The 13,683-nt window shown below is 70.1% G+C and carries 13 protein-coding genes; 11 read left to right on the forward strand and 2 right to left on the reverse strand.

Translation table 11 applies throughout. The features are described 5' to 3' along the window. Positions 1–85: 85 nt before the first annotated feature. Genes CK944_RS13315 through CK944_RS13325 form a run of 3 tightly spaced genes read left to right on the forward strand, consistent with a single transcriptional unit; the run spans position 86 to position 3,152 of the window. Positions 86–1,360 carry a hypothetical protein gene (locus CK944_RS13315; RefSeq protein WP_239986067.1) on the forward strand — a complete coding sequence of 425 codons (1,275 nt, stop codon included), beginning with the start codon at positions 86–88 and terminating at the stop codon, positions 1,358–1,360. A 2-nt stretch (positions 1,361–1,362) separates the two neighbouring features. Continuing rightward, positions 1,363–2,079: a hypothetical protein gene (locus CK944_RS13320; RefSeq protein WP_103173556.1), complete on the forward strand. Its 717-nt coding sequence runs from the start codon at positions 1,363–1,365 to the stop codon at positions 2,077–2,079. A gap of 38 nt (positions 2,080–2,117) precedes the next feature. Next, entirely contained in the window at positions 2,118–3,152 is a 1,035-nt protein-coding gene (locus CK944_RS13325; RefSeq protein WP_103173557.1) for a tyrosine-type recombinase/integrase, read from the forward strand. Here the strand turns inward: CK944_RS13325 and CK944_RS13330 are convergent. Further along, positions 3,149–3,574 (reverse strand): MarR family winged helix-turn-helix transcriptional regulator, encoded by a 426-nt coding sequence (locus CK944_RS13330; RefSeq protein WP_103173558.1) that lies wholly within the window; start codon positions 3,572–3,574, stop codon positions 3,149–3,151. The genes CK944_RS13325 and CK944_RS13330 overlap by 4 nt on opposite strands. Before the next feature lie 117 nt (positions 3,575–3,691). On the opposite strand from CK944_RS13330, the gene hmgA reads away from it, so the two are divergent. After that, on the forward strand, positions 3,692–5,053 hold the full coding sequence (hmgA, locus tag CK944_RS13335; RefSeq protein ID WP_103173559.1) for a homogentisate 1,2-dioxygenase: 1,362 nt from the start codon (positions 3,692–3,694) through the stop codon (positions 5,051–5,053). A 72-nt stretch (positions 5,054–5,125) separates the two neighbouring features. Then, positions 5,126–6,331, forward strand: a complete 1,206-nt coding sequence (gene fahA, locus CK944_RS13340; RefSeq protein ID WP_103173560.1) for a fumarylacetoacetase — start codon at positions 5,126–5,128, stop codon at positions 6,329–6,331. 24 nt (positions 6,332–6,355) lie between these two features. On the opposite strand, the gene CK944_RS13345 is transcribed toward fahA, so the two are convergent. After that, positions 6,356–6,904 (reverse strand): cytochrome b, encoded by a 549-nt coding sequence (locus CK944_RS13345; RefSeq protein WP_103173561.1) that lies wholly within the window; start codon positions 6,902–6,904, stop codon positions 6,356–6,358. A gap of 93 nt (positions 6,905–6,997) precedes the next feature. Between CK944_RS13345 and CK944_RS13350 the strand changes: the two genes are divergently transcribed. The 6 genes from CK944_RS13350 to CK944_RS13375 all read left to right on the forward strand — a co-directional run bounded on the left by CK944_RS13350 (position 6,998) and on the right by CK944_RS13375 (position 13,681). Then, positions 6,998–7,732, forward strand: coding sequence for a CDP-alcohol phosphatidyltransferase family protein (locus CK944_RS13350; protein ID WP_239986068.1), 735 nt, complete (start codon positions 6,998–7,000; stop codon positions 7,730–7,732). After that, the gene (locus CK944_RS13355; RefSeq protein ID WP_103173562.1) at positions 7,729–9,273 is read left to right on the forward strand and encodes a sulfatase-like hydrolase/transferase; all 1,545 of its coding nucleotides are present in this window, start codon (positions 7,729–7,731) and stop codon (positions 9,271–9,273) included. The genes CK944_RS13350 and CK944_RS13355 overlap by 4 nt, the downstream gene beginning before the upstream one ends. Positions 9,274–9,344: 71 nt before the next feature. After that, positions 9,345–10,337 (forward strand): ABC transporter substrate-binding protein, encoded by a 993-nt coding sequence (locus CK944_RS13360; protein ID WP_103173563.1) that lies wholly within the window; start codon positions 9,345–9,347, stop codon positions 10,335–10,337. Then, the gene (locus CK944_RS13365; protein WP_103173564.1) at positions 10,330–11,115 is read left to right on the forward strand and encodes an ABC transporter ATP-binding protein; all 786 of its coding nucleotides are present in this window, start codon (positions 10,330–10,332) and stop codon (positions 11,113–11,115) included. The genes CK944_RS13360 and CK944_RS13365 overlap by 8 nt, the downstream gene beginning before the upstream one ends. Next, the gene (locus CK944_RS13370) at positions 11,112–12,644 is read left to right on the forward strand and encodes an ABC transporter permease (protein ID WP_103173565.1); all 1,533 of its coding nucleotides are present in this window, start codon (positions 11,112–11,114) and stop codon (positions 12,642–12,644) included. The genes CK944_RS13365 and CK944_RS13370 overlap by 4 nt, the downstream gene beginning before the upstream one ends. Next, positions 12,641–13,681, forward strand: coding sequence for a glycosyltransferase family 4 protein (locus CK944_RS13375; RefSeq protein ID WP_239986069.1), 1,041 nt, complete (start codon positions 12,641–12,643; stop codon positions 13,679–13,681). Before CK944_RS13370 ends, CK944_RS13375 begins: the two co-directional genes overlap by 4 nt. Positions 13,682–13,683: the final 2 nt, after the last annotated feature.

A 13,683-nucleotide genomic window follows, 5' to 3' on the forward strand; every position in this document is an offset into this window, starting at 1 on the left:
CTCGCCAAAGCGTGACCGGCCGGGTGGTGACTTGAACCCCCCGGGCCTTTATTCCGAATTGTCACCCATCCCTTGCGGAGAGCCAATGGCCGATCCCCTTCCGACGGCAGACCGTTCCGGCGACCGTTACGCGCGCGAACTGGAACGCCACCTCGACTGGCTGGATACCTTCACCTCGACCGCGCTTGGCGTGCTGGCGGCGGCATCGGGCATCTATACCTATCTGGGCGTGCGCACGCTTCTGGACGATCCGGGCATCTGGACGACCTTCGCGGCGCTGTCCTATTCCATCGCCGTGTCGGTGGGGATCTTCGTCTTCTGGTCCTATATGCTGCGGCTTCTGCCCGCCGTCCGCACCGCCGCGTCCCGTGTCGGCCTGATGCTGACCATGGCGCTTGGCTGCGTGGCGATCATCGCCATGTCGTCCTGGCTGAACGCCGCCGCCCTGGCCGGGGGCGCCGCGGTCGAAACGCACATGGCGGCCACGGTGCAGGACTACCAGGCGGCGCTGGAACGCGCCCATGCCAATGCGGTCGCGGGCCAATCCCTGTCGCGCGACGTGGCCCGCGTGCGCCAAAGCTTCGACGACCTGTCCGAACAAGAGGCGGGCGGCACCCTGTCGGGCTTTTCCGGGCGCGGGGCGGTGTTCCGGGTGCTGACGCAGAAGGGGTCGGAACTGCAGGCCCTGGAAGACCAGATGACCGCCGTGGCCCAGCCGATCGAGGACGCCTTCGCCGAAGGCAACACCATCCTGGCCCGGATGCGCAGCCTGTCCGTCGAACCCGGCGGGATCGAGGACCGCACCGTGCGCTTTTCCGAAGACGCCGTGCAACTGTCCGGCCTGATCACCCGGATGCGCCAGCTGAACCCCGCGCCGCTGGTCGCGCGCGCCGCGCAGGATCTGGCGGATGCCGTGGTCCTGCCGGAACTGGACGGCGGGACGGCGGATGTGCGGGCGGGACAGAACAGCACCATCGCCTCGGTCCTGTCGCTTGTGGAACAGCGCGCCGCGACCCTGACGGCGGCGGCGAACGAGGTCCTGGCCCTGCCCCAGCCGTCCGAGGCGATCTATGCCCCGATGTCGGCCGCCGATGCGGTGATCGCCTATGCCGGCAATTTCGTCCCGGCCTGGGCCGGCGCGATCGCCATCGACCTTCTGCCCGCGGTGCTGGTCTTCATCGTCATGGTCGTGCAATCGGCGATCCGCAGCGGCCGGGGCGAGACGCTGACCGACGACCGCATGACCGTGGGCGAATTGCGGGCGGCCCTGGCGGCGGCGGACCTGCTGCGGCAGCCCGCATCCGACCCGGACCCCGGCCCTGCCGATCCGCCCCGCGCGCTGATCCGGCCGGGGGAATAGCGGTGGGGCTGTTCTCGACCCCGCAAGGGGCGATCCGGGTGGTGCTGCTGTCCCAGGTGGTGATGGCGGGGGCCATCGTGGCGCTGGATCTGCGCGGCACCCCCGGCCCCGCCGCGCCGGGGCTGTTCGCGCCACCCGCCCAGGGACCGGCGGTGCGCCCCTATCGCCCCGACCTGCGCCCCGCCGGACCCGGCGCCCCCGCCATGCGCGCGATGCCCGAACAGCTGGAATTCACGTCGGCCGACGGCGCCATCGGCATCGTGGGCCAGATCGCGCCGGGCGATGCCGACCGCTTCGTCAAATGGCTGGACCAGACCCGCCCGGCCGAGACCCTGGTCAGCCTGGACAGTTCCGGCGGCTCGGTCGCGGATGCGGTGGCCATGGGCCGCACCATCCGGTCCGCCGGATACCGGACCCAGGTGGCCGATGGCGCGGTCTGCCTGTCGGCCTGCCCCTACATGCTGGCGGGGGGAACCGAACGCCGGGTGACGGAGGGCAGCGTCGTGGGGGTCCATCAGCACGATTTCGGCGAAAACACCATCCTGCCCGCCTTCATGGCGATCCGCGACCTGCAACGCGGCCAGGCGGGCGTGCTGGATTTCCTGACCGACATGGGGGTCGATCTGCGGCTGATGTCATACGCCCTGCGCACGCCGCCCGAAGACATCAACATCCTGACCCCCGAGGTCCTGGCCGAGCTGCGGCTGGTGACGGACTGAGGATTGCGGATCCGCGCGGGGTGGCACACATTCACCCGATGGATCTGCCGATTGCCCCCTTGACCCTGACGCCCGACGAAGCCGAGGCCCTGACCGCCCTTTACCGGCGCGGCACGCCCGCCAACACCCTGCGGGCCTGGGAACGCGACCTGGCCTATATCGCGGCCTGGAAAAAGGCGGTCTTCGGGGTGGGCCTGGACTGGCCGGAAAGCGAATCCGTGGCCCTGCGGTTCCTGCTGGACCACGCCCAGGATCTGACCGATGCGCCCGGTCCCGCGCAGGACGCGGCCCTGGCGCTGATCGCGGCGGGGCTGCGGCGCAGCCTGGCCTGTCCCGCCCCGGCGACGCTGGATCGGCGCATCGCAAGCTGGCGGGCCTTTCACCGGATGAAGAACCTGCCCTCGCCCTTCGACGCGCCCCTGGTGTCGCAGACCCGCGCCCGGGCGCGGCGGGCGGCGGCGCGGCCGCGGGCGCGCAAGTCCGAAAACCCGATCACCCGCCCCGTGCTGGAGGCGATGCTGGCCACCTGCGACCGCAGCCACCGGGGCTTGCGCGACCGCGCGGTGCTGATGCTGGGCTGGGCATCCGGCGGGCGGCGCAGGTCGGAAATCGCGGGCCTGAACCGCGACGACATCGACACCCGCGACTTCGACGCATCCGGCCTGTTGCGGATCCGGCTGCTGGCCACGAAGACCACCGGCCCCGACCTGGCCCCGCGCCTGCCGCTGAAGGGTCGCCCGGCGCGGGCCGTGATGGCCTGGATCATCGCCGCCCGGATCGAGGACGGCCCGCTGTTCCGCCCCGTCAGCCTGTCAGACCGCGTGTTGAACCGCCGCCTTGGACCCGAGGGGATCCGGGCCGTGATCCGGCACCGGCTGGAACTGGCGGGCTATCCGCCCGACTTCGCCAGTGCCCACGGCCTGCGGTCGGGTTTCCTGACCCAGGCCGCCCTGGACGGCGCGCCGCTGCCCGCCGCGATGGCGCTGTCGCTGCATCGCAGCCCGGCGCAGGCGCAGCGCTACTATGCCGATGTGGAGATCGCCGACAATCCCGCGACCGACCTGCTGGGCTAGTCGGTCGGCCCGGCCAGATGCAGCAAGGCCCGCCGGAAGGCGGGGGCGTCGTCGCCAAGATCGGACAGAAGTTCGGCCTGAAACTCGTCCGCGATGCGGCCCAGCCGGTCCATCAAGGCCCGGCCGCTGTCGGTCAGGTCCAGCACCACCAGCCTTTGATCCCCCGCATGGCCCGACTTGCGCAGGTAACCCGCCCCTTCCAGCCGGGCCGAGGCGCGGCTGACGATGGACTTGTCGAGGTTCACGCGGGCGGTGATGTCGCGCACGCTGACCGCGCCCGACCGGGACAGATGCGCCAGCACCCGCCATTCGGGAATGCTGAGGCCCGCCTCGGCTGCGTATCGCGCGGCGAAGCGGCGGCTGACCTGGGTGGCCGCGACCGAAAGGCGATAAGGCAGAAAAGCGTCCAGATCGAAGCTCATGCAGGTGAAATCAGCAGAAATCCGTTGCTGCCGCAACAGTCTTCCCGGAAAACTTGACATCGTTGCATTTGCAACGATATTTTCGCCGCATCGGCAATGATCTTCCGGGGGAAAGACATGACGCGATACGCAATGCCCGACGGCATGGTCCGCGCCGCCGCCACGACCGGCACGCATGAAGGCTACATGCCCGGTTTCGGCAACGACTTCGAGAGCGAGGCCCTGCCCGGCGCCCTGCCCCAAGGCCAGAACAGCCCGCAGAAATGCAATTACGGCCTTTATGCCGAACAGTTGTCGGGCACGGCCTTCACCGCGCCACGCGGCCAGAACGAACGGACCTGGTGCTATCGTATCCGTCCTTCTGTCCATCACACCGGCCGCTTCGCGCCCATCGAGATCCCCTATTGGAAGACCGCACCGCATATCAATGACGGCATCGTCAGCCTGGGCCAGTACCGCTGGGATCCGATCCCGGTGCCGGACCAGGACCTGACCTGGATCACGGGGATGCGCACCATCACCACGGCGGGCGATGTCAACATCCAGGTCGGCATGGCGTCGCATGTCTATCTGGTCACGCAGTCGATGGTTGACGAATACTTCTTCTCGGCCGACAGCGAGCTTCTGGTGGTGCCCCAGGAAGGCCGGCTGCGGTTCTGCACCGAACTGGGAATCATCGACCTGGAGCCCAGGGAGATCGCCATCCTGCCCCGTGGCCTGGTGTATCGCGTCGAGGTTCTGGAAGGCCCCGCGCGCGGCTTTGTCTGCGAGAATTACGGCCAGAAGTTCGACCTGCCCAGCCGCGGGCCCATCGGCGCCAACTGCCTGGCCAATCCCCGCGACTTCAAGTGCCCGGTCGCGGCCTTCGAGGATCGCGAAACCCGGTCGCGCGTGGTCATCAAGTGGTGCGGCCAGTTCCACGAAACCTGGATCGGCCATTCGCCGCTGGACGTGGTGGCCTGGCACGGCAATTACTGCCCTTACAAATACGACCTGCGGACCTATTCGCCGGTGGGCGCGATCCTGTTCGACCATCCCGATCCCTCGATCTTCACGGTGCTGACCGCGCCCTCGGGGCAGGAAGGCACCGCCAATATCGACTTCGTGCTGTTCCGCGAACGCTGGATGGTGGCCGAGCATTCCTTCCGCCCACCCTGGTATCACAAGAACATCATGTCCGAACTGATGGGCAACATCTATGGCATCTATGACGCCAAGCCCCAGGGCTTCGTGCCCGGCGGCATCAGCCTGCACAACTGCATGCTGCCGCACGGCCCAGACCGCGACGCCTTCGAGGGGGCGTCGAACGCCGAACTGCGCCCCGAGAAGCTGGACAACACCATGTCCTTCATGTTCGAGACGCGCTTTCCCCAGCACCTGACGGAATTTGCCGCCCGCGAGGCGCCGATGCAGCCCGAATACATGGAAGTCTGGCAGCGCCTGGAAAAGAAGTTCGACGGCACGCCTGGCGTGAAGTGATGCACCCAAGGCGGGGGTTTCACACCCCCCGGCCCTCCGTGGGATATTTTGGCACAGAAGATAAGAGGCAATATGCCATTGATCCGATCCTGGCTGGACAGCGCCAATCGGGCGGACAGCCCCTTTCCGCTGAACAACCTGCCTTTTGGCGTCTTTTCGGTTGCGGGCGATGCGCCGCGCTGCGCGGCCGCCATCGGCGACAGGATCGTGGATCTGGCGGCCTGCGAGGCGCGGGGACTGCTGGATGCGGGCGGAACCTTCGCGCAGCCGCAACTCAATGGCTTCATGGCGCTTGGCCGGGCGAAATGGGCCGAAATCCGGGCGCGGCTGACGGCGCTGCTGGCCGAAGATGAGGACCGCGACCTGCCGCTGGTGGCGATGGCGGATGCCAGGCTGCACCTGCCGATCCGGGTGGCGGAATTTACCGACTTCTATGCGTCCCGGAACCATGCCTTCAACGTGGGCCTGCTGTTCCGGGGTCCCGAGAACGCCCTGCCGCCGCAATGGACGCATATGCCCATCGGCTACAACGGGCGGGCGTCCTCGGTCGTGGTCTCGGGCACGCCAATCCGGCGGCCCATGGGACAGCTGAAGGGCAAGGACGGTCCCGAATGGGCGCCCTGCAAGCGGCTGGATCTGGAACTGGAACTGGGGGCCATCGTGGGGGCCGACAGCACCATGGGCAACCGCGTCAGCGTGGAGGAGGCCGAGGACATGATCTTCGGCTATGTGCTGCTGAACGACTGGTCGGCGCGTGATGTGCAGGCCTGGGAATACCAGCCGCTGGGCCCGTTCCAGTCCAAGGCGCTTGGCACCACCATCAGCCCCTGGATCGTCACCCCGGCCGCGCTGGAACCGTTCCGCAGTCCCGGCGCCGAACGGGTGAACCCGCTTCTGCCCTATCTGCAGGAAAGCCGTCCGGGCCTTTACGACTTGGCCGTCGGCTGGTCCCTGAACGGGCAGGTCATGGCGCGCACGAATTACAACGTGATGTATTACTCCTCGGCGCAGCAACTGGCGCATCACAGCAGTTCGGGCTGCCCGATGCGGGTGGGCGACCTGCTGGGATCGGGCACGATCAGCGGCCCCGCCCCCGACCAGACCGGCGCCCTGCTGGAGATGACCGACGGCGGCAAGAAGCCGGTAACGGTGAACGGCGAGGCCCGCACCTTCCTGTGCGACGGTGACGAGGTGGCGCTGTTCGCCCAAGCGCAGGGAGACGGATACAGGATCGGCTTCGGCCCCTGCACGGGACGCATCCTGCCCGCAAAGCCCTGACCGGGCGGCGATGACGGGCGGTCCTCAGCCGCCCCGGACAGGCCACATGCGCCCCCAGACACCGTCGCGGCGGATCAGGGCGTGCTGCGCCGCCGCCGCCACATGAATGGCAAGAACCGCGATCAGGGTGACGGCGCCGACGGCATGGATCCCCTGGGCAATGTCCGCGACCCGTTCGGATTTCGCCAGCCACGGCCCCACGCCCAGGCGGTCCAGAAGCTCGATCGGGAACCCCCCTGCCCGGACGCGGATGAAGCCGCTGATCGGCATCACGACCAGCAGGACATAAAGCAGCGCGTGCGACAGGCGCGCCGCGCCGCGCTGCCAGCCGGGGATCGAGGCGGGCAGCGGCGGCGGCCTGTGGGTCAGGCGATAGGCGATGCGGGCCAGGATCACCGGAACCAGCAGGACGCCCATGTTCTTGTGAAACAGATACAGCGCGTCCTGCACGGGCCGGGCCAGACCCTCGCGCGTCATGATCAGGCCGGCGGGGATCATCAGCAGCACCACAACGGCGACGGTCCAGTGAAACCATCGGGCGGGCGGGCGATACCTGGGCAGGTGGTCGGCCATGGCGGCTCCTCTCGCGGGGCAGCCTAGCAGAAAATGCGGATTTCGCACAGCCGATGTGCTTGACGCAATCCGGACTTCGCATAGGCTTTCGACATGCGCGACGCCTCCCAGATCCGGCCGATCCGACCGTCCCGCCCCGGTGGCGTCATTCCGGCGCAGATCGCCCTGACTGCTGCTGGGGGCGCCCTGCTGATCGCCGCGTCGGGGACGGTGCTTGCGGGCGACGCGGCCGGGGTGATGGCGGGGATCGCGGCCTATCTTCTGGTCTGCGGGGCCGTGGCGGCGCTGATGGGGCGCAGCTATCCCCACCACCGGATCGGCGGCTGCAATGCCGTCACGCTGCTGCGGGCGGCGCTGACCTGCGCGCTGCTGGCGCCGCTGGTGGCGGGACAGGCGGCGGGCTGGGCCGTGGCAGGGGTGGCGGGCACGGCCCTGGTCCTGGACGGGGTGGACGGTCACCTGGCCCGCAAAAGCGGCCTCGTGTCCCGCTTCGGCGCCCGCTTCGACATGGAGGTGGACGCGGCCCTGGCCCTGGTCCTGTCCCTGCACGTCATCGCCGGAACCGTCGTCGGCCCCGAGATCCTGGTGCTGGGCCTTGCCCGCTATGGCTTCGTGCTGGCGGGGACGGTCCTGCCCTGGATGCGGGCGGATCTGCCCGGTCGCCGCTGGCGGAAGGTAATCTGCGTGATCCAGATCGCCGCGCTGATCCTGTTGCAACTGCCGGTCCTGACGCCCGACCAGGCGATCTGGCTGGCCCGGATCGCCGCCCTGCTGGTCATCGCGTCCTTCGCGGCCGACATCCGCTGGCTGTGGATGCGGCGGCCATGACGGGCCTGCGGCTGCTGGCGGCGGCCTTTGTCATGCATCTGGTGCTGATCCTGCCCGCCGCGCCCATGCCCGTGGGTCAGGCGCTGCTGCGGATCGCGCCGGAACTGCCGCTGATCCTGCTGGGCCTGCCCCTGCTGGGCCGGGTGGGGCGGGTGGCGGTCTTTCTGGCCCTGTCGGTGCTGGCGGTGCAGAAGATCGCCGATCTTGCGATGATCGCGGCCCTTGGGCGGCCCTTCAACATCCTGGCCGACATGGCGCTGATCGGCGCGGGGGCGGACCTTTTGGCCCAGTCGCTTGGCATGGCGCGGCTTCTGGCGGGCTCGGCGGCCTTGGCGGTGGCGGTCCTTGCCGCCGGGGCGGCGCTGTGGTGGGCGACGGGCACCTGGTCGCGCCTGGCATGGCGGCCCGCCGGGCGGCTGGTCCTGCTGTCCGTGGCGCCCCTGCTGGTCCTGGCAGGGTTGGGCGGGGGGTGGACCGGCAACACCCCCTATGCCTTTGCCCGGGTCGAGCTTTTGCGCCAGACCGCGCAGGATCTGCGCCAGATCAGGACGCTTGCCGCCCGGGACGATCTGGCCGGGGCGACCGGCCTGCTGGCAGAGATCGACCGCGACGTGCTGGTGATCTTTGTCGAAAGCTATGGCCGCGCCAGTTTCGATGCGCCCTATCACGCCGAAAGACATCTTGGGACGCTGCGCCGGGCGCAAGGGCAACTGGCCGATGCGGGGCTGGCGATGCGATCGGGGTTCCTGACCGCGCCGACCCAGGGCGGGCAAAGCTGGCTGTCGCACGCGACCTTCGCCAACGGGCTGTGGATTGCGGACCAGACGCGCTATGGCGCGGTTCTGGCCAGCGGGCGACAGGGGCTGTTCCACCATGCGCGGCGCGCCGGGTTCCGCACGGCGGCGGTGATGCCCGCCATCACCCGGCCCTGGCCCGACGGCGAGACCATGGGCTTCGACCGCATCCTTGCGGCGGGCGACCTGGGCTATCGCGGGCAGCCCTTCAACTGGGTGACGATGCCCGACCAGTTCACCCTGGCGGCCACCGACCGGCTGCTGCGCGGCGGGGGCGGGCCGCATCTGTTCGCGCAGGTGGCGCTGATTTCGTCGCACGCGCCATGGGTGCCGGTGCCGCGCCTTCTGGACTGGGACCGGATCGGCGACGGGACCGTCTTCGACGCCATGGCCCAGTCGGGCGACCCGCCCGAGGTGGTCTGGCGCGACCGCGACCGGGTGCGCGCGGCCTATCGCGATGCGGTCGATTACAGCCTGTCCACGGTCATGGACTATGCCCTGCGGCACGCGGACGACCCGCCGCTGCTGATCGTCCTGGGCGATCACCAGCCCGTGCCCTGGGTCGCGCAGGACGACGGGCCCGATACGGCCATCCACCTGATCGGCCCCGCCCATCTGGTGGACCGCGCGGCGGACTGGGGCTTTGCGCCCGGCCTGATCCCGCCACCGGGACAGCAGGCCCTGCCCATGGACCGGATGCGCGACCTGATCCTGCGCGGCTTCGGCGGCAGGATGCCGCAATCATGACGGGCTTGCCTGATGCCCTGCGCCCGTCACATGATGCAAGGTGACGCCTGTCCCGTGAACGGAGTTCGCCGATGCCCCCCATCCCCCTGACACGACGCGCCATGATCCGGGCCGGGGCGGCGGGACTGGCCCTTGGGGGAATGGGCCTGATGCGGCCCGCAGCTGCGCAGGTGCCGGTCGCGCTGCAACTGTCCTGGCTGCATTCGGTCCAGTTCGCGGGCAGCTATATCGCCCAGGACAGGGGATGGTGGCGCGAGGCGGGCCTGGATGTCACGCTGCTGCAAGGGGGGCCGAACGCGCCGGTGGAACCGCCGGTGGTGGCGGGAACGGCGCTGATCGGCATCTCGGCCGCCGACTATGCGGCGGCGGCGGTGGCGCAGGGCGCGCCCTTCAGGATCATTGGCGTGGCGATGCAGAAGAACCCCTTCGCCATCGCCTCGCTGCCCGACAATCCGGTCCGCACGCCCGCCGACCTGCCCGGCAAGCGCATCGGCATGGCTGTGGCCAACACCCCCGTCCTGCAGGCGCTCTGCACCCTGAACGACATCGACATGGGCGCCATCCAGATAGTGCCCACCCAGTATTCCGCCCAACCCCTGCTGGCGGGAGAGGTCGATTGCCTGCTGTGCTGGGAAACCGACCTGCCCGTCGCGATGGAGACGGAGGGCGTCCAGGCCCAGACCATGCTGCTGGCCGATCACGGCTATGTCCTGCATTCCCAGACCTATATCGCCACCGACGACAGCCTTGCCAACCGCCGCGACGACCTGATCGCCCTTCTGGGCGGAGAGGTCCGGGGCTGGGACGCCTATCGCGCCGACACCGACGCGGCGGCGGACCTGACGGTGCGCATGTTCCCCGATGCCGGGCTGGACCCGGAAACCCAAAAGCTGCAGGCCCGCCGCCAGGTGCCGCTGATGTTTTCCGACCTGACCGACGCCCAGGGCTTCGGCTGGTGGAGCGAGGAGTCGGTCGAGGCGACGATCCGCACCCTGTCCCTGATGGGCCGGGCGGTGACGCCCGACCTGTGGGACCGGTCGATCCTTGAAGCCATCCATGGATAGGCCGGGGCCGCCCGCCCCCATCGAATGCACCGGCCTGTCGCGCCTGTTCGACGGCAGCATCCTGGCCGTGGACGGCATCGACATCACCTTCGCCGCGGGCCGCACCTCGGCGCTGCTGGGGCCGTCGGGCTGTGGCAAGTCCACCCTGCTGCGCCTGATCGCGGGGCTTGAGGAACCGACCGCCGGTCAGGTCCGCATCGCGGGCGACCCCCCCGCCGCGCTGTGCCGCCAGGGCGGGCTGTCCATCGCCTTCCAAGATCCCTGCCTGCTGCCGTGGCTGACGGTGGCGAAGAACGTGGCCCTTGGGCGCAAGCTGGCGCGGCAGGCCCCCGATCCGCAGGGGGTGGACCAGATCATCAATCTGGTGGGCCTTGGCGGCTTCCAGAACGCCCGGCCCGCATCGCTGTCGGGCGGGATGCGGCAGCGCGCGGCCATCGCCCGCGCCCTGATCACCCGGCCGCGCGTCCTGTTGCTGGACGAACCCTTCGGCGCGCTTGACGCCCTGACGCGCAGGCAACTGGCCCAGGATCTGCCGCCCCTGTGGCAGGACCAGGCCGCGACCACGCTGCTGGTGACCCATTCGGTAGAGGAGGCCGTGATGCTGGCCCATCGCATCGTCATCCTGTCCCCGCGCCCGGCACGGGTGGTGGCCGACATCGCCGTGCCCCTGCCGCAGCCGCGCAACCCGGAAGCGCCGGCCTTCCGGCGGATCGTGGGCGAGGTCCTGGCCCAACTGGCGCGCGGCGGCGAGATGGCGCAGTCGCTGGCCGCGCAATGACGCCTGTGGCCCGCTGGACGGGACCGGCCGTCCTTCTGGCGCTGTGGCAGGGGCTGGCGCTTGCGGGGGGCGGCTGGCTGCTGGCCGGACCGTCCGAGGTGGCGGGCTGGCTGTGGTCGAACCCCGGCTTGACGACCCGCGCCGTGGCGGTGACGCTGGCCAATGCCGCCTGGGGCTTCGTGCTGGGCAACGGGGCCGCCATCGGCCTTGCCGTCATTGCCGCGCTGTGGCCGCGCGCGCAGAACCTGGTGGCGGGGCTGGCGCTTGTGGTCTTCTGCCTGCCCCTGATCGCCACCGGGCCGATCCTGCGCGTGCTGATGGGACCGGGCGAGGGGCCGCAGATCGTGCTGGCGGCGCTTGCGGTTTACTATACCACGCTGATCCCGATGCTGGCGGGGCTGCGGGCGATCCCGTCTGCCTGGCTGGATCTGGTGCAAAGCTATGGCCGGGGCCGCTGGGCCGAACTGGTCCATGTGCGCGCCCGCGCATCCTTGCCCTATCTGCTGGCGGGGCTGCAGATCTCGGCCCCCGCCGCCATCCTGGGCGCCATGGTGGGCGAGTTCACAGGCGCCGAGCGGGGCCTTGGCGTCCTCACGATCCGCTTCACCCGCGACCTGGACATTCCCGCGCTGTGGTCGGTCGCGGTCGTCGCGGCGGGGCTGTCCATCGCCGTCTATGCCGCGATCGGCTGGGCGGGGCGCAGGGTCTTGCCCGGCGCGCCGCCGGTGATCCTAGCGCCCCCGCGCCTGATCCGCGGTTCGCCCGCCCGCAGGCTGGCCGACACTGCCCTGCTGGCTGCCGCCGCCCTGACCCTGTGGTGGGCGGGGATCGAGCTTCTGGGCCTGAACCCCTTCTTCGCCAAGCGCCCGCCCGATGTCGCGGCGGCCTTTTTCGGATCGCCCGGCACAAGGGCCGCCCTTCTGGATGCCGCCGCGAAGACCCTGGCCCTGGCGGTTCCCGGATACCTGGCCGGGCTGGCCCTGGGGGCCGGGCTTGCGGTGCTTCTGTCGCTGCGCCCTGGCCTTGCCGGGCTGATGGTGCCGCTGGCCGTGGCGCTGCGGTCCATTCCCATCGTCACGACCGCGCCCTTGATCGTGCTGCTGCTGGGGCGCGGCGCGGCCGGAACCGTGACGCTGGTCGCGCTGATGGTGTTCTTTCCCACCTTCGTCGCCTGCCAGCAGGGCTTGCGCCAGGCACCCGGCCCGATCCTGGATCTGTTCCGCAGCCATGCAAGCGGTCCGTGGCGCCAGATGCTGCATGTCCGCATCCCCGCCATGCTGCCCGCCCTGTTCGCATCCGCCCGGATGAGCGTGCCTGCCGCCATCCTGGCCGCGACCGTGGCCGAATGGCTGGCGACCGGGCGGGGCCTCGGCAACCTGATGGCGCTGTCGGCCTCGGTGTCGGATTACACCATGCTGTGGCTGGCGATGGTGGCGGTGACGCTGATCTCGGCGATGATCTATGGGGGCATCGCCTGGGCGGAACGGCGGGTGCTGTCGGTCATGGCCCCCGAACAGGTGCGCCCGTGACGCGCCCGCTGGCCTTTGCCATTCCAGGCGACATCGCCACCCTGACGGGCGGGTTCATCTATGAACGCCGCCTGCTGATGGGGCTGCGGCAGGCGGGCCACGATGTCCGGCACCTGGTGCTGCCCGCCAGCTTTCCCGACCCTTCGGAGGCCGACATGGCGGCGGCGGTCGCGGCCCTGGCGGATGTCTCCCCCGACCGGCCGCTGATCCTGGACGGTCTGGTCTTCGGTTCCATCGACACGGGCGGGCTGGCTCGGGTCCGTGCCCCTCTGGTGGCGATGATCCATCATCCGCTGGCCCTGGAAACCGGCCTGACCCCGGACCGCCGCGACCACCTGTTCCGCACCGAGCGTGACAACCTGCGGCTGGTCCGGCATGTGCTGGTTCCCAGCCCCCATACCCGCCGCATCCTGATCGACCGCTATGACGTGCCGCCCCATGCCATCACCGTGCTGCGCCCCGGCGTGGATCGGCCCAGCCTGCCGCCCGCGCCCGCCACGCCGCCGCTGATCCTGTCGGTCGGGATCCTGCACCCGCGCAAGGGCCATGACGTGCTGATCGAGGCGCTGTCCAGCCTGGGGGATCTGGACTGGCGGGCGGTGATCGTGGGCAACCCCTGGGACCGCGACCATGCCGCAGCCCTGGAACGCCAGCGGGCGGCAAGTCCCATGGCCCCCCGGATCCGCCTTGCGGGCCGCGTCACGGCCGAGAAGCTTGAGGCGCTTTATTCCCGCGCCTCGGTCTTTGCCCTGGCGACCTGGTATGAAGGCCACGGCATCGTCTTCGACGAGGCCCTGGTCCGCGGGCTGCCCATCGTCAGTTGCCGCGCGGGCGCGGTCCCGGACACCGTTCCGCCGGCGGCGGGCCTGCTGGTCCCGCCGGGGGATGCGGGGGCCTTTGCCGGGGCCCTGCGTGGCCTGCTGCAGGACGCGGCCAAGCGGCAGGCGATGGCCGATGCCGCCATGGCGGCAGGCGCGGCGCTGCCGGGCTGGCAGCAGATGGCCGACCGGGCCAGCCGGGTGCTGTCGGGCCTGTGACC

Source organism: Paracoccus sp. SY (assembly GCF_002901215.1).
GTDB classification, from domain to species: domain Bacteria; phylum Pseudomonadota; class Alphaproteobacteria; order Rhodobacterales; family Rhodobacteraceae; genus Paracoccus; species Paracoccus acridae.

Bases quoted from the DNA above. Each gene is read 5' to 3' on its own strand.
- CK944_RS13315 (WP_239986067.1), top strand. From the start codon at position 86: ATGGCCGATCCCCTTCCGACGGCAGACCGTTCCGGCGACCGTTACGCG.
- CK944_RS13325 (WP_103173557.1), top strand. From the start codon at position 2,118: ATGGATCTGCCGATTGCCCCCTTGACCCTGACGCCCGACGAAGCCGAG.
- CK944_RS13330 (WP_103173558.1), bottom strand. From the start codon at position 3,574: ATGAGCTTCGATCTGGACGCTTTTCTGCCTTATCGCCTTTCGGTCGCG.
- hmgA (WP_103173559.1), top strand. From the start codon at position 3,692: ATGACGCGATACGCAATGCCCGACGGCATGGTCCGCGCCGCCGCCACG.
- fahA (WP_103173560.1), top strand. From the start codon at position 5,126: ATGCCATTGATCCGATCCTGGCTGGACAGCGCCAATCGGGCGGACAGC.
- CK944_RS13345 (WP_103173561.1), bottom strand. From the start codon at position 6,904: ATGGCCGACCACCTGCCCAGGTATCGCCCGCCCGCCCGATGGTTTCAC.
- CK944_RS13350 (WP_239986068.1), top strand. From the start codon at position 6,998: ATGCGCGACGCCTCCCAGATCCGGCCGATCCGACCGTCCCGCCCCGGT.
- CK944_RS13355 (WP_103173562.1), top strand. From the start codon at position 7,729: ATGACGGGCCTGCGGCTGCTGGCGGCGGCCTTTGTCATGCATCTGGTG.
- CK944_RS13360 (WP_103173563.1), top strand. From the start codon at position 9,345: ATGCCCCCCATCCCCCTGACACGACGCGCCATGATCCGGGCCGGGGCG.
- CK944_RS13365 (WP_103173564.1), top strand. From the start codon at position 10,330: ATGGATAGGCCGGGGCCGCCCGCCCCCATCGAATGCACCGGCCTGTCG.
- CK944_RS13370 (WP_103173565.1), top strand. From the start codon at position 11,112: ATGACGCCTGTGGCCCGCTGGACGGGACCGGCCGTCCTTCTGGCGCTG.